Origin of the sequence: Dinoroseobacter sp. S124A (assembly GCF_049801015.1) — a bacterium.
Taxonomy (GTDB): Bacteria; Pseudomonadota; Alphaproteobacteria; order Rhodobacterales; family Rhodobacteraceae; genus Dinoroseobacter.
The window spans coordinates 412,134-431,959 of sequence record NZ_JBNAGD010000003.1 but is presented as its reverse complement, the minus strand read 5'-3'; the positions used below and the strand labels follow the sequence as shown (position 1 = coordinate 431,959).

The following is a 19,826-nucleotide window of genomic DNA, read 5'->3' as shown; positions in this document are numbered from 1 at the left end:
ACTCATGCTTTTGAAGATCACCCACCGGACGACCTATACCTATGACACGCCGGTGGCCTATGGCCTGCAGCAGGTGCGCCTGACGCCGAAATCCCGCGACACGCAGAAGGTGCTGAGCTGGACCATGTCGCTGGAGGGCGCCCAGTCCCAGGTTGTCTATGAAGACGCGCATATGAACGAAACCCATCTGATCAGCTTTGATCAGGACGTCACGCAGGTCACGATCCATTGCGAGGGCGAGGTGGATGTGACCGATACCAACGGGGTGACCGGCAGGCATTCGGGCTACATGCCGCTCTGGATGTTCCAGCGCCCCACCCCCCTCACCAAGGAGGGGCCCGGCCTGCGCAAGCTGCTGCGGGAGTTCGAGGGCGAGGGCACGCCCTTGGACCAGATGCACGCGCTCTCGGCCCATATCGGGCAGGCGGTCACGTATCAGCCCGGCGAGACCCATGCCGGCAGCACGGTCGAAGAGGTGATCGCGGCCGGCAAGGGGGTCTGTCAGGACCATGCCCATGTCTTCGTCACCGCGGCCCGCGCCCTGGGGATGCCCGCGCGCTATGTCTCGGGCTATCTGATGATGGAAGACCGGGTTGAGCAGGACGCCACTCATGCCTGGGCCGAGGTCCATGTGGACGGGATCGGCTGGATCGGCTTCGATGTGTCCAACGAGATCTGCCCCGATGCGCGCTATGTCCGGGTGGCGACGGGTCTCGATTATGCCGATGCGGCGCCCGTTTCGGGCATGCGGTTCGGTGACGGGACTGAAAAGCTGTCCGTCGCGCTGCAGGTCCAGGCCCAGCGCACCGGGCAGGCGCAGAGCCAGAGCCAGGCCCAGAACCAGGCGCAATAGGTCAGGCGGCGGGGCCTTGCGACCTCATTGCGGGTGACAGGCCCGCCAAAGGCCAGTATGCGAGACGGCGTTTGCACATCCTCGGGCCAAAGGACGGGTCCGGGGCGCGCGTAGGTGGGAAGAGAAGATGACGTATTGTGTGGGGCTCCGGATGGCCCAGGGCATGGTGTTCATGTCGGACACGCGCACCAATGCGGGCGTGGACAATATCTCCACCTTCCGCAAGATGGTCAGCTGGGAACAACCCGGAGAGCGCGTGATCACCCTGATGACGGCGGGAAATCTCGCGACGACCCAGGCCGTGATCAGCCTGCTCGATGAGCGAATGAAGGCCCCCGGTGAGCGGACGCCATCCGTGTTCGAGGCCCCATCGATGTTCCAGGTGGCCCGCATGGTCGGCGCGACCCTGCGCGAGGTGATCCAGTCCAACGCCGATACGGGCGCGCGGGCGGACAGCACGTTCAACGCGACGATTCTTGTAGGCGGTCAGATCAAGGGCAGCCCGCCCCGGCTCTTTATGATCTACCCGGAGGGGAACTTCATCGAGGCCAGCGAGGACACCCCGTTCTTTCAGATCGGCGAGACAAAATATGGCCGCCCGATCCTGGTGCGCGCCTTTGATCCCGAGATGAGCTTCGAGGACGCGATCAAGCTTCTGCTGGTGAGTTTCGATTCGACCATCAAGGCGAACCTGTCCGTGGATCTGCCGCTCGATGTGCAGGTGATCGAGACGGACGCGCTGAAACTGGGCTATGCCGCGCGGATCACCCGCGAGGACAGCTATTTCCAGACGATCTCCAGCGGATGGGGCGAAGCCCTGAAAATGGCCTTCGACAGCCTGCCCAATTACCGCATGGATGACAGCCGCGAGACCTAGACGAGCCCTGCGCCCCCCGGCTGCGGCGGGAAGAGGCGGCGCAGGATGTCATAGCTATCGGCAATGGATCCGGTTTCGACCCGGGCAAGAAAGCGTTCCAGCTCCGCATGGGCGATGATCGCCGCGTCGATTTCCGGATCGCTGCCCTGGCTGTAGAGCCCGGACTGGATCATCAGCTTCGATCTTTGGTAAACGCCCATGGTCCGGCGGGCCTGCAAAAGCAGCCCATTTTCCTCGTTGGTCGCGGCCTCCGGCAGGCTCCGCGAGACCGATTGCAGGACATCGACCGCGGGGAATCGTCCACGCTCGGCAATCTCGCGGGACAGCACCACATGCCCGTCGAGCACACCGCGCAGGATATCCGCGACAGGCTCATCCATATCCGACCCCGCAACCAGAACACTGAAGATCCCGGTGATGTCCCCGACCCCCTCGGGACCGGGCCCGGCCCGCTCTGCAAGGTCCATGATCATCTGTCCGGTGGACGGCGGAAAACCCCGCATGCTCGGTGCCTCGCCCGCGGTCAGGGCCACCTCGCGATGGGCCTCGGCAAACCGCGTCACCGAGTCCGTGAGGAACAGAACATGCCCGCCCAGATCGCGGAAATATTCCGCGATGGACATGGCGAGCCAGGCCGCACGACGCTTGAGCAACGGGGCCTGATCGGAGGTTGCGGCGACCACGATCGCGCGCTTCATCCCGGCCTCCCCAAGGGTTTTGTCCACGAACTCGCGAACCTCGCGCCCCCGCTCGCCGATCAGGGCCACGACAGCGATATCCGCAGAGACACTTCGCGTAAGTTTCCCCAATAGCGTGGATTTTCCGACCCCCGACCCGGCAAAGAGGCCCAGACGTTGCCCTCGCACGATCGGCAGAAAGGTGTTGAAGACGGCCGTTCCGGTCTCAAGCCGCGCCCCAAGCGCCTTGCGCGTGATGGCCGAGGGCGGCACCCCCCGCAGGGGATAGGGCTTGGGCCCCGGCGCGGGCGTGCTGCCATCATAACAGCGCCCGAACGGATCGATCACCTTGCCAATCCAGTCCTCGGAGGGACGCACCTCGCTGCGCCCCTGGAAATAGGCGCGATCATGCAGGGCAAACCCCTGCATCCGCGCCTCGGGCAAGACCTCGATATGAGAGCTCGAGAGCGTCACCACCTCGCCCCCGACCTGCGAGCCGTCGGCCCCGGTGAGCAGCACACGATCCCCGAGGCAGGCGTGGCGGTTCAGGCCCGTCACCTCGACCACCGCCTCGCGCAATGCGGAGACATGTCCAGAGATCCGATGGAAGCTGTGACCGTCGATCGTCGCGGCGAGGCTGGAGAAGTCGGTCTGCATGGGCGGCCTTTCTGTGCCGGGGAATGTTCACTTACTGTTTCTAAAGGAATCGGGGTTAAGCGTTGGTTGAAGCCATCGAGGGAGAAGCCCCGATATGAAAAATTTGACGATCCTTAACACTGCGAGCGCAATGGCGGCCCACGCCACCGAGCGCCACGGTGCCATCGCTCGAAACATTGCCCACGCGGACACGCCGGGCTACCGCGCGCAGGACCTGCGCAGCTTTGCCGAGAGCTTTCGCGAGATCTCGTCCTCGGGATTGCGCACCACGCGAGACGGCCATGCCTTTGGCGTCCACCGCGATCTCGATCTTACCCTGTATGACATCACCGACACACCCATTGCCCCCAATGGAAACTCCGTGTCGCTTGAGCATGAGATGGTACGCATGGCCGAGAACCGGCATCAGCACGAACTGGCGCTTTCGGTCTATCGCAGCTCGATGAATATCCTGCGCACCAGTCTGGGTCGGGGGTGATCGATCATGAGTGACCTTCTGAAATCCCTCTCCGTTTCCGCCACGGGCCTGATTGCGCAGGCCCATCGCCTGAACGTGGTGTCCCAGAACATCGCGAATGCCGACACGCCCGGATATCAGCGCAAGCAGTCCGAATTCGTTCAGATGCTCAACGGGTTCGATGGCAGCGATGGCGTGAAAATGGCGCGCATCTCGCTCGACGATAGCGCGCTGCGCAAGATCTATGACCCCGCCCACCCGCTCGCGGATGAGACGGGCCATTACAACGGCTCGAATGTCGACGTTATGGTCGAGGTGGCCGACGCGCGCGAGGCGCAACGCAGCTACGAGGCCAATCTTCGCAGCTTTGACAACGCACGGCAGATGTCGCGCTCCCTGCTTGAACTCCTGAAACGCTAAGCCCCGAGGACAGAATGGACATCACCTCCAGCACCGCTGCCCAGTTATACACCCGCTCCAAGGATGCCATGGCACCGCAAGGCTCCGGACCCGATTTTCTCGGTGCCGCACGCAGCTTTGCCCAGACCATCCAAGAGGGGGAGGCCGCAGCCCAGGCCGCCATGACCGGCGGTGCAGACCCCCACGCCCTGGTTGAGGCCCTCGCCCAGACCGAACTGGCTGTTGAGACCGCCGTGACCGTCCGGAACAAGGTCGTCGAGGCCTATCAGGAAATTCTGCGGATGCCCGTCTGATGACCGAGATCATCTTCTTTGACACCTTGCGGCAAGGGCTCTGGATTTCGGTCCTGATGTCCGCGCCGATCCTCACCGTGGCCCTTGTCACAGGTGTGATTGTGGGCCTGTTTCAGGCGCTGACCTCGGTGCAGGAGATGACCCTCACATTCGTGCCCAAGGCCGCCCTGATGCTGGCGGTGTTCTGGGTCAGCATGAGCTTCATGACCGAGACCCTGACCGATTTCTTCCACGCGGAAATCATCCCGACAATCGCGTTGTTCTAGGAGGCGCGCATGGACAGTACGCAATATACAACCCTCGCGCGCCAGAGCGGCCTGAAACGGGAAATGGCGATTATCGCGAACAATATCGCGAACATCTCTACGACCGGGTATCGCGGCGAGGGCCTCGTATTCTCCGAGTTTGTCCAGACGACCGGTCTGGGACAGCCGTCGATCTCGATGACCGATACGGGCGCGAAGAACACGAATTTCTCCCAAGGGGTGCTGCGCGAGACCGGTGGCACCTTCGACATGGCAATCGAAGGCGAAGGCTTCTTTCAGATCGCCGCCCCCGAAGGCGTGCGCCTGACGCGGGCAGGCGCGTTCGAGCCGAATGCAAATGGCGAGCTGGTGACACCGGATGGCTATGCACTGCTGGATGCGGGCGGCGCCCCGGTTTTCATCCCGCCCGATGCCCGCTCCATCGCGCTTGCGGCGGACGGCACGCTGAGCGCGGACGGCCGCCCCCTGACCAATATCGGAATGGTCGTGCCCGTGGAGCCCGAGTTGATGGAACGGGCCAAGGGCGTATCCTTTATTCCAAATGGCGAGGTCGCCCCGGCCGAGAACGCCACGGTGCATCAGGGCTTTGTCGAAGGCTCCAACGTCAACCCCATCGTTGAGGTCGCCCGCATGATCGAAGTGCAGCGGCGCTACGAATCCGCGAAGTCCTTTCTCGAGAAGGAAGACGACCGGGTGAAAACAGTGATCCAGACCCTGGGCCGATAGGCGGCCGGAAAGAGAGGCAGAATGCGTGCTCTGAAAATTGCAGCGACCGGGATGAGCGCCCAGCAGATGCGGGTCGAGGTGATCTCGAACAATCTCGCGAACATGAACACGACCGGGTACAACGCCCGTCGGGCTGAGTTCGCGGATCTGCACTATCAGCAGGTCAAACAACCCGGAACGATCAACGCCTCGGACGGGACCGCCCTGCCGACGGGTGTTCAACTGGGCCTGGGTGTCCGGGCTGCAGCCGTGACCGTCGAACTGGCCCAGGGCACGCTCAGTCAGACCGGCGGCGATCTGGACCTCGCCATTGAAGGCAAGGGCTATCTTGAAGTCACATTGCCCTCCGGTGCCTCGGCCTACACCCGGGACGGGGCGCTGAAACGCTCCGCCGAAGGCCTGATCGTGACCTCGGATGGCTATTCGGTCGTCCCCGAAATCGTCATCCCCGAGGGCACCACCCGCATTTCCGTGGACGGCGAAGGCGAGGTCTACGCCTATTTCCGCGACACGGTCGAGCCCGAATTGCTGGGGCAGTTCTCGCTGGCCGGTTTCACCAATGCCAAGGGTCTTGAGGCGATCGGCAGCAACCTGTTCATGGAATCCAACGCCTCTGGCCCCCCCCTCGTGGGGACACCGGGTGAGGACGGGCTTGGCACGTTCCGGCAAGGCTATCTCGAAGCCTCTTCCGTGGACGCTGTCCGCGAGGTGACCGAACTGATCGAAGCCCAACGCGGGTATGAGCTGAACTCCAAGGTGATGAGTGCCGCCGACCAGATGATGGGCGCAACGTCGCAGATCCGATGACCCGGTTGATCGTCACTCTTCTTGCCGCCCTCGCCTCGACACCTGTTGTGGCAGACACGCTGGTCGCCGCGCGCACCATTCGCGCGCAGGCCGTGCTGACCGCAGACGACTTCAAGATCGTACCGGGTGCCACGCCGGGCGCGGTATCATCCGCGGCCGAGGCGCTCGGCAAGGAAACGCGTGTGGTTCTCTATGCAGGGCGCCCGATCCGGTTGGATCAGATTGGCTTGCCCGCGCTGGTGGAACGCAATGCGCTGGTGTCGCTGGTCTATGCCACGCCCGTCATGCGGATCAGCACCGAAGGTCGCGCCCTGGGGCGCGCAGGCCTCGGGGAGACGATCCGCGTGCTCAACATTTCCTCCCGGACCACGGTCTTCGCGACCGTCACAGGCCCGGGTGAAGCCACCGTCAAAGCGCCCTGAGCGGAAAGGATCTCCGATGCGGATCACAACAGGCCTGATCGTCTGCCTCTCCATGCTGACCGCTTGTGCGCGGATTGGCGATGTGGGCAAGGCGCCAGATTTCACTTCGTCCTCTGGCGGGAGCGAGTACCAGGCCATGGTGTCCGCACCGCTGCCCAATGACCGCGTCTTGCTGCGTGCACCGGATTCTGCTTCTCTCTGGAGCGGGACCCGCAATTCCCTGCTCGGAGACCGCCGCGCCGGACAGAACGGCGATATCCTGACGGTTGTCATCGAAATCGATGAGCGGGCCGAGATCTCGAACAGTACCGAACGTTCGCGCGCCGGCAGCGAAAGCCTCGGCATCGACAGCTTCTTCGGCCTGCCCGAACGGATCAACGAGGACCTGCCCGAAGGCGCAAGCCTTGGCTCCGCCGTCAGCACGAACTCAAGCAGCAGTTCCGAAGGGGACGGATCGGTAAAGCGCCGTGAGAAACTGACCCTGCGGGTCGCGGCCACCGTGATCGGTGTCATGCCGAACGGCGTGTTCCAGATCCAGGGCACGCAGGAAGTGCGCGTGAATTTCGAGCTGCGAGAGCTCATCGTCACCGGGTTTGTACGGCCTGAGGATATCTCGCGTCAGAACGAGATCACCTATGACAAGATTGCCTCCGCCCGGATCTCCTATGGCGGTCGTGGACAGATCACCGATGTGCAGCAGCCACGCTATGGCCAGCAGATCGCAGACATCATCCTGCCCTTCTGAGGTCGACCATGGCGAAGCTTCTTCCAGTTATCCTGTTGATCATCGGCCTCGCTGGAGGGGGTGCGGCTGGCTATTTCCTCCGTCCGCCGCCGCCCCCTCCGCCAGAACCGGACACGGCTGAGGTCGAGGAAGAGCTGCCCAAGCTCACGACCGAGGAAACCTACGACCAGAACGCCAATTACGAATACGTCAAGCTGAACAACCAGTTCGTCGTACCGGTTGTGCGGGATGGACGAGTGGCGTCGCTGGTCGTGATGTCGATCACGCTGGAGGTCACAAATGGCGTCCGTGCGGACATCTATGCACGCGAGCCCCGGATCCGCGACGCGCTGCTGGCGGTTCTGTTCGACCATTCGAATTCCGGCGGCTTCGACGGTGTTTTCACCGAGAGCTTCACACTCAAGACACTGCGCGTCGCCTTGCGCGAAGCGGCCCGGTCAATGATCGGCGAAGACATCAAGGATGTCCTCGTGATGGACATCGTGCGTCAGGACGTCATCTGATTGGACAGCGCAATCCGGGCCTCTTCCCGGGATTTGCGCTGATCCTTCTCGGCCCGATCCAGCAGCGTTTCAGCGACATCATTGCGGGCGCTCGCCTGTGCCAAGGCCGGTGAGATTTGCGCGATCCTGGCCTCCACCTGGCTGAGATGCACAAGGCGCTGCTTGAGCTTCTGCTCCAGTAGGTCTTTGTGGGCCGTATCCTGCAGCATGAGAACAGGGTCCGAAGGATCCGAGGGCGGTGCAGAGAGCCGCTCCCGAAGGCTCGCGATATCGCGAGAGATGGCCTGACGCAGGCTCAATTCCGGCTGCATCCGACCAAGCTCTATCTGCTTTTTCAGCTCTGCAAGCTTTGCAAGATCACGCAACTCGTCCGGGGTCATTGGGGTCGTCCTTTGGCTTTCTTGCGCATGGCCTCGGCAAATCGGATGGCTGCCGCCACGGCCTTGAACTGCTCGCGCGGGATTTCGTCGCCGAGCTTGCAGGTTGCATGAAGCGCGCGCGCTGTCGGTGGATCGCGATGGATCGGGACACCCGCCTCCTGCGCACGCTCACGAATGGCGGCCGCGACATGGTCCACCCCCGAGGCCACGACAATCGGGGCATGGGGAGAGAACCGGTCCCATTTCAGGGCCACTGCATAATGGGTCGGGTTGACGACCACGACACTAGAGTCTGGCACATCCGCCAACATCTGCTGCGTCGCGATCTCGACCGCGCGCTGTCGCCTGTATTGCTTGGATTGGGGGTCACCCTCGGACGCTTTCGCTTCGTCCATCATCTCCTGCCGGGACATGCGGTTCTTTCTGAGATGCGACGCGCGCTGCCAGAGGTAATCGACAGCCCCGATCACCGCCGTGACGACCAGAGTGAGGGCGAGAAACTCCAGCAAAAGAAAGAAAATGAACACGATGATCGCGCTGATGGGTTGCGCAGCGAGCGCGACGATCTCATCAAGTTCCCAGAGGAGAAGAAGGCTGAGCAAGATGGTGAAGATCACCAGCTTTATCGCGCTTTTCAGGAACTCGAACAAACCGTCGCGCCCGAACTTGTTCTTGGCATTCGACAGGATGGAGATCCGGTTCAGCTTTGGCTCGAGCTTGGTCGGGGCGAAAACGAGCGCGCGCTGCAGCAATATGCTCATGAGCGCACCCGCCATGGGTATGAGAAACCACAGACCGAGCGCACCAACCGTGCCGATAATCAGCGACAGCGAGACGGTCGTGCCCCCTCCTGAGAAAAGCTCTGTCGACAGAGTATCCGCGTTGCGCAAAAGCGCCTGCATTGTCCCTGCGGCCTGGGACAATGTCCCCGCGCCGATGGCCAGAAGCCCAAGGGTCAGCCCGCCATAGCTTCCGGCTGCGATCAAGTCGGTGGACTTGACCAGCTCCCCTTTCTTGCGCGCATCGAGGAGCTTCTTCTCAGAGGCCTCGAACGGCTTGTCATCGGGATCCTCTTCGCTCATCTCACCGGTCCAAAGGGCGCAAAGAGCGATGCTTCAAACAGCTCCCACCAATGGGCCAACAGGAATGGCACGCTCAAGGCGGCGAGGGCGAGGCCCCCAGCCGTAAGTGCCGGTGCGCCCACGAATGCCACCATGAGTTGCGGCATGGCACGATTGATGGCGCCCAGAGCGAGATTGTAGAGCATTGCCGCGGCAACGAAGGGCGCCGAGAGCGAGAATCCGATCACGAACATGCGACTGACATCGGAGATCGCCCAGGCGCTTAGGGTCGTCGGGTTCGGTAGGGTCCCCAGAGGCAAAAGCGAGAATGACAGCAAGAACGCCTCGGTGAGGTGGACGTGGAACCCCGAAAGTGCCGCCAGAGCGAGGCCGGACATAAGGAAGATATTGCCAAGGGCCGGCTGCGGATCCGGTGTGACCCCCCCACCGAATACCTGCGCAAGGGAGGTCGATTGGGCCGCAATGGAGCCAGCAACCTGCAAAGCAAAGACCATCAACCGGAACGTGAACCCGAGGAAAATCCCGCTCAGAACTTCGGCGCTGCCGCGGGTGACCCAGTCTCCTGGCCCCGAGATGGGCTCAAACGGGGTCGCCAGCAAGACCGGGAAGACAAGGGTCACTAACGCCAATGTCAGCACCAGCTTGATGCGCACCGGTACAGCGCGCTCTCCGAATGCCGGCAGGAACGCCATCGCGGCCCCGATCCTCAGAACGGCAAGGACGAGGATCGGGAAGGCCTCTCCGACCAGATCCAACAGAGCGGCTGTCATACGCCAATCACGCCCACGAGCGCCGGGCGGCTGGTTTTGCCAAGTTCCTCGAAAGACAGCACCGGGACCTGAACACTTTTGCTCGCAAGAACGGTGGACAGGAACCGCCTGCGGCGCACCGAGGTGACGATGGCCGGGCTGACGCCAGTTTCGCTGGCTTTCAGAACCTTCTCGGTCGCGTTCTGGACAAGCGTCTGGAAAAGATCAGGGGGAAGCGCGACATCGGATGCTCCATCCTCACGCCCCACCGAGTTCGCGGCGAATATCGGTTCCCAGTCCGGGGCCAGCTGGATCAGGGGAATAGAGCCATCCGGCCGCTTGATCCCCGCGACGATCTGAAAGGCCAGACGCTGGCGAACATACTCATGAATGCCGTCGATTGAGCTGCTGATTTGCTTGGCTTCGGCAATGGCCTCGAGGATGAGCGGAAGGTTGCGGATGGACACCCGCTCTTCCAAGAGGAGCCGCAGGATCGCGATCAGAGTGTCATTCGTCACCCGCTCCGGAATGAGCTCTTCGATGAGCATGCGATTGCCTTCGTTCCGGGCCGGATCCGCGGTATTGGTCAATTCCGAGATCAAACGGCGCAACGCCTTCAGGCTCATCAATCGTGCGAGGTTCGCCTTCATCACTTCGAGCAGGTGGGTTGCCAGAACCTCGGTCGCCGCCACTGTAGTCATTCCGAGAAGCGACATCTCCTCCCTGTCTTTTTCGTCGATCCAGCGGGCAGGCGCCCCGTAGACCGGCTCTTTGACATCCATCTCGGTTGGCTCGCCGAACCCTTCCTCGGGGAGAAGCAGAAGAATGCGTCCCGGGTGCAGAACGCCTTGTGCCTCCTCTACGCCATGCATGTGGATCGCATAGGAAGAGGCCGGAAGCGTCGGATCATCTGTCAACCGGATCTCCGGCAGAATGACACCAAACTCGGTCGCAATATGGTTCCGCATGCTTTGAATACGGCTGTCCAGTCCCCCGGCTGAATCCAGAATTGCCGAGACGAGATCGGTCGAGAAGGTGACATGGATATCATCCACGTCGAGCACATCCCCCATGGTCTCCGGCTTGACCGAGTCTTCGGTCGGGGCTTCGAGGGCGTTCTCGGGCTCTGCCGCGTCCTCGGAGCGATAGAGCAGAAGCGCTGCCACCCCCAGAAGAGCGGCCCCAAGCATGAACGGCACAAATGGCAGGCCAGGGACAAGCGCAAACAGAAACATCATGAAGGCGACAGTTGCCAGGGCTGCGGGATGCTTGCCAAACTGCGCCGTGATCGCAATGTCGGCCTTTTCCGATGACCCCCCTTTCGCCAGTAGGAGCGCGGCTGCGATAGAAATGATAACAGCCGGTATCTGCGTCACCAAGCCATCGCCGACCGTCAGGATCGAATAGCTCCGGAACGCTTCACCAAAGGGCATGTCGTGCAGGGTCGTCCCGATGATCAGGCCCATGACAAGGTTGAGAGCAGTGATCAGAAGACCCGCGATCGCGTCCCCTTTTACAAACTTCGACGCCCCGTCCAGCGATCCGAAGAACGTCGTTTCGGCCTGCTCGATTTCGCGCCTTTGCTTGGCCTCCGCATGATCGATCGCCCCGGCGGACATATCCGCGTCGATCGCAAGTTGTTTGCCGGGCATCCCGTCCAAGGCAAATCGCGCACCCACTTCGGCCATCCGGGACGCGCCCTTCGTGATGACGATGAAATTCACGATCAGCAGGACCAGGAAGACGACGAGGCCGAGGAAAACACTGCCGCCCATAACGAAATTGGCGAAACCTTCGATCACGCCACCTGCGGCACCGGTCCCTTCATGACCGTTACCGATAATCAGCTTGGTGGAGGACACGTTCAGCGAAAGGCGCAGCATCAGCGATGCGAGCAAAACGGTGGGAAACGCCGAGAAGTCCAAAGGTCTCTGGATAAAAAGCGTCACCGTGAAGATCAGAATGGCGAGAGCGAAGGAGAGCGCCAGCCCGACATCAAGGACGAAAGATGGCATTGGGAGGATCATCATGATGATGATGCCCATCAGCAGAACGACAAAGAAGATCGTCGGTTGTACGATCTTTCGTCCTTCTCCTTTTTGCGCTGCAAGGCTTTCTGCACTCACAGGAATTCCTCCTACCCGGCGTCGAGTGTGACGAGCACCCCGGTTTTTCGATCTGACAGACGGGTTCTAAGTTCGTCCACGACAGTGCGGTCGCGCAAACTGCTGCGATCCAGCAGTGTTTCGGCGACTTTAAGAAGCCCGCTATCTATGAGCCTTGTAACGACGGCCCCAAAAACCTCGGCGCTTGCGGTGCGTGCTTCCAGCCGGTTTGCAAGGGCAAGTGCAAAGCGACCGAATACGATTTCGGTTCCGGTCTCGGATGCAAGATCCAGAAAAAGATCCAGCTCCTGGTCACTCAACTTCCTCTCGCTGCTTTGAAACCGGTCCATGACATCCAAGGCATCGTTGAGTTGGCCCGCACGGATAAGAAATTCAATCTCGCGCAGCGCCAGTTGAGCACCCGTAGATGTCCCCTGGAGCTCGAAACTGTAGCTGGAGATCAAAGCCATGAACTTGTCAGGAGGTTCCAATCCATTGCGGCTATAGGCATCGAACAGCCTCAGAAGGGCTGTTGGCGCGTCGGCCGTGTCTTGAAGAACCAGTTCTTCTAGATGTTGAACACCATGCTGGGTTTCTTTGATTTCCAGGGCCATGGAAGCATCAATGCTTCGGAGCGCCGCGAACTCATTGGTCTCTGCACGCACGAGACTGTTTCGAATGACCTGAGCCACTTCCACATAGCCCGCTTCGGCAAGTTTGACGCCGAGTTCTGGCCCGATCCGTCGCCGTAGCTGTTTTGGCAACTCCAGAAAGTGCAGCTGGATCCCGCGAAGATGCTCTTCGTCAAGCCGGCTGGCGGTTTCGCGCGACAGCACTTCCCAGATCACGTAGCCGCCACGGCATTCGATCTGACCCCAGAACGGGTTCGCAGAGGTAATGGGTCGTTGTTCGAGAATGGCACCGATCGCTTTGAACGCCGGCGTACGGGTGTCCTGCTGGTCCACAAGCTCGAGAATCTCGAGGGCTTCGGCACCGAAACCGAGAGAGAGATATGCAATAGCCAGATCAAACGCCGACCTCTGTGACAGGCGGCCCATGGGATCGTAGAGGCGCGCGCGTTCTGTACGCACACCGCTGAGGGGATCAATGTTGTCGAGCGTAAACTCCAAATCCTGGAACTTGGCGCATTGTGACGTGTTGCGCTCAGGGTCCGACAAAAACCGCCGTAAGCGATCAAGTTCCACCTGCGTCAGCGTCGTGCGGCCAACCGAGTTTGGCGCAACCTCCTCTTCGGGATCGGAACTTGCAGTCACATCCGGGTTTGGCTCATCTACTGGTTTCTTGGCAGCTTCCTCCAATGAGAACCCCGGCGAAATCAACCCTTGCGTCATAGCCTTCGACAGCCCTTCAACAAGTTCGGAACGGAACAGATCGCGATCGAGGTTGACGGGCAGAGGCGGAGGTATCTCAGCCTGAGGAGCAGGTGAGGGAACCTCCGCAACGGGTCGCTTTGCGTCCTTTTTCTCCGCAATCGTGCGGGATTTGAGCGGTTCTTCAAATCTTGCTGTGTCCGGCGCGCCCCCGGCTTTCACGTCGATCACAACGCGCCCCCCGCGGAGCTCAAAAGCATCCGCATGGCAATCACATGCCAGATCAAGCCAAAACTGTGATGTCGAGGGGTCGTGCCGCACACGAGCGATCCGCGTGCGCGGAATGAGCCTGAACACCTCCGTCAAGTCCATCGGGGTCCCAAGCCCCGCTGATCGCATGACATATCCTGTATCTGAGCGCCCCAACTCCCAGTCGGTGGCTTCATCAAACTGAATAACCAGACGAGAGAAATCCGCGTGCTCTCCTGACCGGATGTTCGCGGCAAGCAACGGCGTGGCGAGCGTCATCGCCAGAAGAACTGCGACGAAGCGGATCATGCCGCCTCCTGCTTCAACTGCTTGAGCGCTTCTTCAAGATCGCTGAACGACGGCCGGATGTGGCTCGGAGTGTTTTGGCGCCCGACTTCGATACAGTTGTTGACGGCGTGTTTATGGAGGTTCGCCACGAGCACCTCTCGAATGAGAAGGTAGAAATGGGAATCTTCCTCAACAACCGTTTTCACCTTGGTAGAGAACGGCCCCACCAGGCCATAGGCAAGAAACACCCCAAGGAATGTACCGACGAGGGCGCCGCCGATCAGCTTACCGAGAATCTCAGGGGGTTGATCAATGGATCCCATCGTCTTGATCACCCCGAGAACCGCCGCAACGATCCCGAGGGCAGGCAGCCCGTCAGCCACAGTCTGAAGCGCATGGCTCGAATGCAGCGCATGCTCGAGATTTGCGTCAATTCTCTTGTCGAGCACTTCTTCGACTTGATGGGGATCGTCATAGTTCATCGATGCGCTGCGCATGGTATCTGCGATCAGATCGATGGCTTCACGATCTTCCAAGATTTTCGGGTACTTCGAAAAAATATTGGATTCCGGCGGGTTCTCGATGTGTTCTTCCAACCCCACAGGGTTTTGCCGCGCAAGGCGAATCAACTCGAACAGCAAACACAAAAGGTCGCGATAGTCTTCCGGTGCCCAGCGCGGTCCCTTGAAGACTTTCTTGAGGTCTTTCAGGGTGTGCTTGATCCCTCCCATATCGTTGCTGATGACAAAGGCGCCGACCGCGGCACCGCCGATCATCGTCATCTCGAAGGGCAGCGACTTTAGGATGATCCCCATCTTCCCGCCCGCGGCGAGATACCCGCCAAAGACCATGACGAAGATGACAACGATACCGATAATACCAATCACAGTCTTACCCTTTTCAGGTCGGATGCCGCTATGCGGCGCTCAGGTTAGTTGGACGCGCTCATCCCGGCGCTATGACCGGCCATGAGAACACTGACGGAATAGGCGAAATCTGGAGACAGACCTGCGAGGATGGAGGCAGCCGTGTCAGGCGGCATCTCGCGCAGGAAGCCAGATGCAAATTCAGGTGACATGGCCTCGAAGACTTTGGCCGCGTCTTTCGGCTTCATCGCCTCATAGACCGCGATCAGCTGCAATATGTCGGTCTCGCTGGCCTTCTCGACCTTCTTCACGCGCGCCGCAAAGTCCGCTTCGGCCTGAGCAAGGGCAGATTGGCCAGCGTCAAGTTCGGCACGTAGCTTCGCCATGTCTTCCTCAGCGGCACGGACGGCCGCCTCTCGCGCGACTACTGTTTTTGCCTGCTCCATAAGCTCGGCTTCACGCGACAGAAGCGATTTTTGCAGAAGGTCCAGTTCAGGCTCAGTCGGGCAACTGGCGATTTCATAGTCTTCCGCTGCCATGGCGGTTTTGGAGTCTGCCATGACCGGGCCGATCCCTTCGGTGATACGAATTGCCGCCGAGCCAACGAGCATCAAAGCCACAACGATCAGAGGCCGGCTGAGGGTACGGCGTGAGGGGGGTGTTTTCGTCATCACATTGCGCCTCCAACGGGGCGACGCGTGCGCCACTGGATTGCCCCATCCGCTGGCTCCGGGCCAGATTCTGGCGCCTGTGTCGCTGACACGGGGGGCGCGGCAACCTGGGCCCGGGCGGTCGGGGCCGCGGGCACGCTTGCAGCAGGAGCCGGCGGAACTGGCGCTGGAAGATCGTGCATGGATGCCAACAAGAGCTCGAGCCGTTGAGCCGCCGCCTCCGCCCGTGCAGAGACCGCATCAAGATCCGTTTGCGCGGTACTTGCGGTGCCTTGCGCTTTGGACAAGGCCTTCGTCATGTCGTCGACCTGAACCGACAACACGGCAATGGCACCGCCCATGCCTTTCTCGAGATCAGAGAAGCGCGCAAGCCTCCGCGACAGCACGAGGCAGTAGATCGCTGCGCCAAGAGCTCCGGCAGCAAGGAAAATATCGGCGATCAAAGTCATTGCGAGCCCTCAGTTCAGTACAAATTCAGTAACAAGAAGATCCCGCACGCGGCCTTCACCGGTCACGATCTGAACCCGATGCAGCATCTGCGACCGCAAGCGCATCAACGCGGCCGGCGCTTCGATATCCTGAGCCTGCAGCGCGCGAAGGTAGCCATTCAGCACGTCGAGCACGCGCGGACGCAGATGCGAGACCTCGGACTCGTAGCGACTTTCGACTTCGAGCTCGGCTGTGAACCGCAGATACGAGTTGCTCCCATCCGCGCCAAGCGACACGACGAGCGGATCCAGCGGAACAAAGGCGACATCCGGCGCGTCATCCTTCACTTCCGGAGCCGTATCCTCCGCATGCTCAGCCGGTGCGAGAATCATTCCCGAATACACCGCAAAGAACGCGCCGCCACCGCCCGCAAGCAATAGAACCAACCCTATGATCAGAAACAGCTTTCCGCCCTTCTTCTTAGGGGCGTCTTCTGTCTCTTCCGTGTCTGTCTGTGCCTCGTCCGCCATGGAACCTTTCCCGCTTCGTTCTCCTTTTGGATTAGCCCAACAGCACTAACCGATTATTAAGACCGACTGCTCTAGCTTGAGTTCAGCGACGACCAGAAGGTCAGAAGGGAAAGAACAGTCATGGAGCAATTGCGCGCAACCTGGACCGGGATCGGTTTGCGGAACCAGATGATTGCTGCGGCTGCGGTTATTGGTGTGTTCGGGGCGCTTATTGCCCTGTCGAGAACAGCCATGGCCCCAGACTACGCGCTTCTTTATTCGGGGCTTGAGCCTGCGGCGGCGGGAGAAGTCGTCGCGAATCTCGAGCAACGCGGCGTACCATTCGAGGTGCGCGGCAATGGAATCTACGTGGATCGCGCCCAGCAGGACCTGCTGCGAATCGCGCTTGCGAATGAAGGACTCCCCGCGGCTGGAGGCGGCGGATACGAGCTGCTCGACAATATCAGCGGGTTCGGAACGACATCCCAGATGTTCGACGCAACATATTGGCGCGCCAAGGAAGGCGAGCTTGCACGGACCATCGCTTCCAGCCCGTCAATCCGCACCGCGCGGGTCCATGTCTCTGCGGCCAGCGCGCGCCCATTCGAGGCCCGCAAGGCGCCAACCGCCTCGGTTTTCCTGACCCCCGCGCGCGGCGCCCTCAGCGCCGGGCAAGCGGACGCACTTCGGTATCTTGTTTCCTCGGCGGTGGCCGGGATGACACCTGAAAACGTGTCCATCATTGATGCGGTCAGTGGCACGATGCTGACCGGTGACGGTCCGGTTTCCGCCGCGGCTGAGCAGGCGACGCGATCAGACGCGTTGAAACTGCGGATTGAACGGCTGCTCGAAGCGCGAGTCGGCCCCGGCAACGCGATTGTCGAGGTCAATCTCGACACGGAACTGGACCGGGAACGCATCTTCGAACGCACCGTTGATCCGGACGGCGCTGTTGCGGTGAGCACGGAAGTTACTGAAAGCCTTCTGCAAAGCAGTCGAGATGCCGAGGGTGCCGTGTCCGTGTCCAGCAACCTCCCCGATGGGGACGCTACTTCAAATTCGGCGAATGATTCCCAGAACGAAACCGAGACGCGCGAGCGCGTGAACTACGAGGTTTCGGAGACAAAGCGCGAGATTGAGCGCAATCCCGGTGCCGTCAAACGCGTGACGGTCGCCGTGCTCGTCAACGGCATGCAGACCGTCGGCGAGGATGGAGAGGTTTCGTTCGCGCCGCGCCCTGAGGCTGAACTGATCGCGCTCGAGGATCTGGTTAAGTCGACGGTTGGGTTTGACGAGACCCGCGGCGATGTGATCACAATCAAATCCATGGAGATGCCGGGGGCTCCTGTGGGGCCACCTCTGGAACAGCCTGCGTGGTTCGCGCCTCCGCAGCTCGACATCATGTCCCTGGTGCAGATGGGGGCACTGGCTCTGGTCACCCTGTTTCTCGGGCTTTTTGTAATCCGCCCCATCCTGCGCCCTGCAAACGCACCCGCGCAACTCGCCGCTGCTCCTGAAACAGGGCTCCCTGCCCCGGCGCCGGAAAGCCGCGCAGCTGCGCGCGCTGCCGGTGGCCCGAGCTATGCAGCCGCACCCGCAATCGCAGCCCCCGCCTCGACCGCCAGCGCAGAGGCGCCCCGGGTCCTGACGGGGGAGGTCAGCGACAGTTCGGACCTCCAGTCGACCAACGCCGCCGCTCTGGCCGCGCCGGAACAGGAGCTCGATCCGGTGACCCGGCTGCGCCAACTCATCAAGGATCGCGAAAGCGAAACGATCGAAATCCTAAGCTCGTGGATCAATGACAGCGAGGAGGTACGCTAACATGAATGTCCTGTCTCTCGAGGACTTCCTCGACACGCCCCAATCGACCCATCACACGGCGGCTGCGAGCCAAGCCGCCCAGAATGGCGACCTGGAAAGCTCCCGGCTTGCGGGCTACGAATCCGGGTATCAGGCCGGTTGGGATGATGCCCTGAAGTCCAGCGAGATGGAGCACACGCATATCTCCGCTGAGTTTGCGCGAAATCTCGAAGAACTGTCCTTCACATTCCTCGAGGCCCGGCGGCAGGTTTGCCTCTCGCTGAAGCCTCTCGTCGAAACACTCGTACGGCAGGTCGTTCCGGAGTTGATGCAATCCAACTACAAGGAATTGCTCGAAGAACTTCTGCTCCCCATCGTCGAAGCGCAAAGTCAGGCGACGGTCGATCTGATCTGCGCGCCCGAGGACGAGGACATGATGAAGCGCCTCCTCGCGGGGCAGGACCGCTTGCCGGTCGTGCTGCGGACGGAGTCGTCCTTCAGCCAGGGGCAGGTCCGTTTCTGCCTGGGGCATGAGATCCATGATGTGGATGCCTCGGGTCTGCTGACCCAGATCAAAGACGCGGCAAGCGCCTTCTATGCCAACCTGGACACGGAGCAGGCCCATGGATGATCTTCCCGCACGCGCCGACAGCCCGCTGGTGGGCGTTCCGATTGCTCTGAGCGTTTCCGTGGGGCAGGCCCACCCAACCGTTCGGGAGCTTCTCGCGCTGGAAAAGGACGCGGTGCTTTTGCTCGACAAGAAAATCGAAGATCCGGTGGAGCTCTATGTCGGCTCTCATCTGATCGCGCGCGGGGTCCTCGAAGAGGATACCGAAAGCCATCGTCTCTCCGTGCGCCTGACCGAGGTGATCTCCCCGGAGCGCGTCGTCTGACCATGCGGTTTTGCCTGATCCTGAGCGTCCTGGCGGTGCTGGGCCTGGCAACCGGTGCCTCTGCGCAGGAACTGGCGATCAACCTCGGGGATGAGACGTCCCTTTCGGCGCGCACATTCCAGATCATTGCCCTGATCACGGTGCTCAGCATCGCGCCGGGGCTCGCAATCATGATCACCTGCTTTCCCTTCATGGTCACGGTCTTGTCCATCTTGCGGCAAGGCATCGGGCTGCAACAGTCTCCGCCCAACATGCTGATCATCAGTCTGGCGCTGTTTCTGACCTATTTCGTGATGGACCCGGTTTTTCGCGAAGCCTGGAGTGTCGGGATCCAGCCTCTGGTGGATGGGGAGCTCGATTGGGAGACCGGGTTTCAGCGCGGGATCGAGCCCTTTGTCCGCTTCATGCAAGCCCGTACCGAAGTGGAAACACTGGAACGTCTCGGAAATCTGAGGATGGAGACACCCGGTGTCGCGCCCTTTGATCCCAGCGAACCTCCCCTGTCTGTTCTGGTGCCCTCGTTCCTGCTGAGCGAAATCGAGAAAGCATTTCAGATCGGTTTCCTCATCTTCCTGCCCTTCCTGATCATCGACCTGATCGTGGCCGCGATCCTGATGTCCATGGGCATGATGATGGTCCCTCCGGCCATCGTCTCTCTGCCCTTCAAACTGGCCTTCTTCGTCGTGGCAGATGGGTGGACCCTTATTTCAGAGGCCCTACTGCGCAGCTATATGTGACGCGCCAAGTGTAAACTTTGATTGACATTCATTG

At 61.0% G+C, this 19,826-nt stretch carries 25 protein-coding genes; 15 read left to right on the top strand and 10 right to left on the bottom strand.

The annotated features are described in order from the left end of the window. Positions 1-4: 4 nt before the first annotated feature. Together ACP15I_RS09900 and ACP15I_RS09895 are read left to right on the top strand one after the other, a co-directional pair. Positions 5-853 (top strand): transglutaminase family protein, encoded by an 849-nt coding sequence (locus ACP15I_RS09900; RefSeq protein ID WP_424974933.1) that lies wholly within the window; start codon positions 5-7, stop codon positions 851-853. A 127-nt stretch (positions 854-980) separates the two neighbouring features. After that, entirely contained in the window at positions 981-1,730 is a 750-nt protein-coding gene (locus ACP15I_RS09895) for a peptidase (RefSeq protein WP_424966449.1), read from the top strand. On the opposite strand, the gene ACP15I_RS09890 is transcribed toward ACP15I_RS09895, so the two are convergent. Beyond that, positions 1,727-3,064 (bottom strand): FliI/YscN family ATPase, encoded by a 1,338-nt coding sequence (locus ACP15I_RS09890; RefSeq protein ID WP_424966448.1) that lies wholly within the window; start codon positions 3,062-3,064, stop codon positions 1,727-1,729. The genes ACP15I_RS09895 and ACP15I_RS09890 overlap by 4 nt on opposite strands. A gap of 130 nt (positions 3,065-3,194) precedes the next feature. Here ACP15I_RS09890 and ACP15I_RS09885 point away from each other — a divergent pair, with 130 nt between their 5' ends. The 9 genes from ACP15I_RS09885 to ACP15I_RS09845 are packed head-to-tail and all read left to right on the top strand — an operon-like array spanning position 3,195 to position 7,703. Further along, on the top strand, positions 3,195-3,542 hold the full coding sequence (locus ACP15I_RS09885; RefSeq protein WP_424974932.1) for a FlgB family protein: 348 nt from the start codon (positions 3,195-3,197) through the stop codon (positions 3,540-3,542). A gap of 6 nt (positions 3,543-3,548) precedes the next feature. Beyond that, entirely contained in the window at positions 3,549-3,941 is a 393-nt protein-coding gene (gene flgC / locus ACP15I_RS09880) for a flagellar basal body rod protein FlgC (protein ID WP_424966446.1), read from the top strand. A 14-nt stretch (positions 3,942-3,955) separates the two neighbouring features. Continuing rightward, the gene (fliE, locus tag ACP15I_RS09875) at positions 3,956-4,234 is read left to right on the top strand and encodes a flagellar hook-basal body complex protein FliE (protein ID WP_424966445.1); all 279 of its coding nucleotides are present in this window, start codon (positions 3,956-3,958) and stop codon (positions 4,232-4,234) included. Then, entirely contained in the window at positions 4,234-4,500 is a 267-nt protein-coding gene (locus tag ACP15I_RS09870; RefSeq protein ID WP_424966444.1) for a flagellar biosynthetic protein FliQ, read from the top strand. The genes fliE and ACP15I_RS09870 overlap by 1 nt, the downstream gene beginning before the upstream one ends. A 9-nt stretch (positions 4,501-4,509) precedes the next feature. Continuing rightward, complete coding sequence (locus tag ACP15I_RS09865) at positions 4,510-5,226, top strand: flagellar hook-basal body complex protein (protein WP_424966442.1); 717 nt, start codon at positions 4,510-4,512, stop codon at positions 5,224-5,226. Positions 5,227-5,247: 21 nt separating this feature from the next. Further along, on the top strand, positions 5,248-6,033 hold the full coding sequence (flgG, locus tag ACP15I_RS09860) for a flagellar basal-body rod protein FlgG (RefSeq protein ID WP_424966441.1): 786 nt from the start codon (positions 5,248-5,250) through the stop codon (positions 6,031-6,033). After that, positions 6,030-6,455, top strand: coding sequence for a flagellar basal body P-ring formation chaperone FlgA (gene flgA, locus ACP15I_RS09855; RefSeq protein ID WP_424966440.1), 426 nt, complete (start codon positions 6,030-6,032; stop codon positions 6,453-6,455). The genes flgG and flgA overlap by 4 nt, the downstream gene beginning before the upstream one ends. 16 nt (positions 6,456-6,471) lie before the next feature. Further along, positions 6,472-7,200, top strand: a complete 729-nt coding sequence (gene flgH / locus ACP15I_RS09850; RefSeq protein WP_424974931.1) for a flagellar basal body L-ring protein FlgH — start codon at positions 6,472-6,474, stop codon at positions 7,198-7,200. 8 nt (positions 7,201-7,208) lie between these two features. Next, entirely contained in the window at positions 7,209-7,703 is a 495-nt protein-coding gene (locus ACP15I_RS09845) for a flagellar basal body-associated FliL family protein (RefSeq protein WP_424966438.1), read from the top strand. On the opposite strand, the gene ACP15I_RS09840 is transcribed toward ACP15I_RS09845, so the two are convergent. Genes ACP15I_RS09840 through ACP15I_RS09800 form a run of 9 tightly spaced genes read right to left on the bottom strand, consistent with a single transcriptional unit; the run spans position 7,688 to position 16,383 of the window. Continuing rightward, positions 7,688-8,083: a hypothetical protein gene (locus ACP15I_RS09840; RefSeq protein WP_424974930.1), complete on the bottom strand. Its 396-nt coding sequence runs from the start codon at positions 8,081-8,083 to the stop codon at positions 7,688-7,690. The two genes, ACP15I_RS09845 and ACP15I_RS09840, sit on opposite strands and share 16 nt — an antisense overlap. Next, positions 8,080-9,165: a flagellar type III secretion system protein FlhB gene (flhB, locus tag ACP15I_RS09835; protein ID WP_424966436.1), complete on the bottom strand. Its 1,086-nt coding sequence runs from the start codon at positions 9,163-9,165 to the stop codon at positions 8,080-8,082. Before flhB ends, ACP15I_RS09840 begins: the two co-directional genes overlap by 4 nt. Continuing rightward, positions 9,162-9,935, bottom strand: coding sequence for a flagellar biosynthetic protein FliR (locus ACP15I_RS09830; protein ID WP_424966435.1), 774 nt, complete (start codon positions 9,933-9,935; stop codon positions 9,162-9,164). Before ACP15I_RS09830 ends, flhB begins: the two co-directional genes overlap by 4 nt. Next, a complete protein-coding gene (gene flhA / locus ACP15I_RS09825; RefSeq protein WP_424974929.1) occupies positions 9,932-12,040 on the bottom strand; it encodes a flagellar biosynthesis protein FlhA in 2,109 nt (702 codons plus the stop codon). Before flhA ends, ACP15I_RS09830 begins: the two co-directional genes overlap by 4 nt. An 11-nt stretch (positions 12,041-12,051) precedes the next feature. Further along, a complete protein-coding gene (locus ACP15I_RS09820) occupies positions 12,052-13,908 on the bottom strand; it encodes a hypothetical protein (RefSeq protein ID WP_424974928.1) in 1,857 nt (618 codons plus the stop codon). Further along, positions 13,905-14,774 carry a flagellar motor stator protein MotA gene (gene motA, locus ACP15I_RS09815; protein ID WP_424966432.1) on the bottom strand — a complete coding sequence of 290 codons (870 nt, stop codon included), beginning with the start codon at positions 14,772-14,774 and terminating at the stop codon, positions 13,905-13,907. Before motA ends, ACP15I_RS09820 begins: the two co-directional genes overlap by 4 nt. Before the next feature lie 44 nt (positions 14,775-14,818). Then, the gene (locus ACP15I_RS09810) at positions 14,819-15,424 is read right to left on the bottom strand and encodes a MotE family protein (RefSeq protein WP_424966431.1); all 606 of its coding nucleotides are present in this window, start codon (positions 15,422-15,424) and stop codon (positions 14,819-14,821) included. Continuing rightward, positions 15,424-15,873, bottom strand: a complete 450-nt coding sequence (locus ACP15I_RS09805; protein ID WP_424974927.1) for a hypothetical protein — start codon at positions 15,871-15,873, stop codon at positions 15,424-15,426. The genes ACP15I_RS09810 and ACP15I_RS09805 overlap by 1 nt, the downstream gene beginning before the upstream one ends. Positions 15,874-15,882: 9 nt before the next feature. Next, positions 15,883-16,383 carry a flagellar basal body-associated FliL family protein gene (locus tag ACP15I_RS09800; RefSeq protein ID WP_424974926.1) on the bottom strand — a complete coding sequence of 167 codons (501 nt, stop codon included), beginning with the start codon at positions 16,381-16,383 and terminating at the stop codon, positions 15,883-15,885. A 120-nt stretch (positions 16,384-16,503) separates the two neighbouring features. On the opposite strand from ACP15I_RS09800, the gene fliF reads away from it, so the two are divergent. From fliF to fliP, 4 genes are read left to right on the top strand one after another with little or no spacing between them, the layout of a single operon-like run. Beyond that, positions 16,504-18,183 (top strand): flagellar basal-body MS-ring/collar protein FliF, encoded by a 1,680-nt coding sequence (gene fliF, locus ACP15I_RS09795; RefSeq protein WP_424974925.1) that lies wholly within the window; start codon positions 16,504-16,506, stop codon positions 18,181-18,183. 1 nt (position 18,184) lies between these two features. After that, complete coding sequence (locus tag ACP15I_RS09790) at positions 18,185-18,793, top strand: hypothetical protein (RefSeq protein WP_424974924.1); 609 nt, start codon at positions 18,185-18,187, stop codon at positions 18,791-18,793. Further along, positions 18,786-19,055 carry a FliM/FliN family flagellar motor switch protein gene (locus ACP15I_RS09785; RefSeq protein WP_424966426.1) on the top strand — a complete coding sequence of 90 codons (270 nt, stop codon included), beginning with the start codon at positions 18,786-18,788 and terminating at the stop codon, positions 19,053-19,055. The genes ACP15I_RS09790 and ACP15I_RS09785 overlap by 8 nt, the downstream gene beginning before the upstream one ends. A 2-nt stretch (positions 19,056-19,057) precedes the next feature. Next, positions 19,058-19,792 (top strand): flagellar type III secretion system pore protein FliP, encoded by a 735-nt coding sequence (gene fliP / locus ACP15I_RS09780; RefSeq protein WP_424974923.1) that lies wholly within the window; start codon positions 19,058-19,060, stop codon positions 19,790-19,792. The last annotated feature ends 34 nt before the right edge of the window (positions 19,793-19,826 follow it).

Coding starts and splice junctions, on each gene's coding strand:
- ACP15I_RS09900 (WP_424974933.1), top strand. CDS start 5: ATGCTTTTGAAGATCACCCACCGGACGACCTATACCTATGACACGCCG.
- ACP15I_RS09895 (WP_424966449.1), top strand. CDS start 981: ATGACGTATTGTGTGGGGCTCCGGATGGCCCAGGGCATGGTGTTCATG.
- ACP15I_RS09890 (WP_424966448.1), bottom strand. CDS start 3,064: ATGCAGACCGACTTCTCCAGCCTCGCCGCGACGATCGACGGTCACAGC.
- ACP15I_RS09885 (WP_424974932.1), top strand. CDS start 3,195: ATGGCGGCCCACGCCACCGAGCGCCACGGTGCCATCGCTCGAAACATT.
- flgC (WP_424966446.1), top strand. CDS start 3,549: ATGAGTGACCTTCTGAAATCCCTCTCCGTTTCCGCCACGGGCCTGATT.
- fliE (WP_424966445.1), top strand. CDS start 3,956: ATGGACATCACCTCCAGCACCGCTGCCCAGTTATACACCCGCTCCAAG.
- ACP15I_RS09870 (WP_424966444.1), top strand. CDS start 4,234: ATGACCGAGATCATCTTCTTTGACACCTTGCGGCAAGGGCTCTGGATT.
- ACP15I_RS09865 (WP_424966442.1), top strand. CDS start 4,510: ATGGACAGTACGCAATATACAACCCTCGCGCGCCAGAGCGGCCTGAAA.
- flgG (WP_424966441.1), top strand. CDS start 5,248: ATGCGTGCTCTGAAAATTGCAGCGACCGGGATGAGCGCCCAGCAGATG.
- flgA (WP_424966440.1), top strand. CDS start 6,030: ATGACCCGGTTGATCGTCACTCTTCTTGCCGCCCTCGCCTCGACACCT.
- flgH (WP_424974931.1), top strand. CDS start 6,472: ATGCGGATCACAACAGGCCTGATCGTCTGCCTCTCCATGCTGACCGCT.
- ACP15I_RS09845 (WP_424966438.1), top strand. CDS start 7,209: ATGGCGAAGCTTCTTCCAGTTATCCTGTTGATCATCGGCCTCGCTGGA.
- ACP15I_RS09840 (WP_424974930.1), bottom strand. CDS start 8,083: ATGACCCCGGACGAGTTGCGTGATCTTGCAAAGCTTGCAGAGCTGAAA.
- flhB (WP_424966436.1), bottom strand. CDS start 9,165: ATGAGCGAAGAGGATCCCGATGACAAGCCGTTCGAGGCCTCTGAGAAG.
- ACP15I_RS09830 (WP_424966435.1), bottom strand. CDS start 9,935: ATGACAGCCGCTCTGTTGGATCTGGTCGGAGAGGCCTTCCCGATCCTC.
- ACP15I_RS09820 (WP_424974928.1), bottom strand. CDS start 13,908: ATGATCCGCTTCGTCGCAGTTCTTCTGGCGATGACGCTCGCCACGCCG.
- ACP15I_RS09810 (WP_424966431.1), bottom strand. CDS start 15,424: ATGACGAAAACACCCCCCTCACGCCGTACCCTCAGCCGGCCTCTGATC.
- ACP15I_RS09805 (WP_424974927.1), bottom strand. CDS start 15,873: ATGACTTTGATCGCCGATATTTTCCTTGCTGCCGGAGCTCTTGGCGCA.
- ACP15I_RS09800 (WP_424974926.1), bottom strand. CDS start 16,383: ATGGCGGACGAGGCACAGACAGACACGGAAGAGACAGAAGACGCCCCT.
- fliF (WP_424974925.1), top strand. CDS start 16,504: ATGGAGCAATTGCGCGCAACCTGGACCGGGATCGGTTTGCGGAACCAG.
- ACP15I_RS09790 (WP_424974924.1), top strand. CDS start 18,185: ATGAATGTCCTGTCTCTCGAGGACTTCCTCGACACGCCCCAATCGACC.
- ACP15I_RS09785 (WP_424966426.1), top strand. CDS start 18,786: ATGGATGATCTTCCCGCACGCGCCGACAGCCCGCTGGTGGGCGTTCCG.
- fliP (WP_424974923.1), top strand. CDS start 19,058: ATGCGGTTTTGCCTGATCCTGAGCGTCCTGGCGGTGCTGGGCCTGGCA.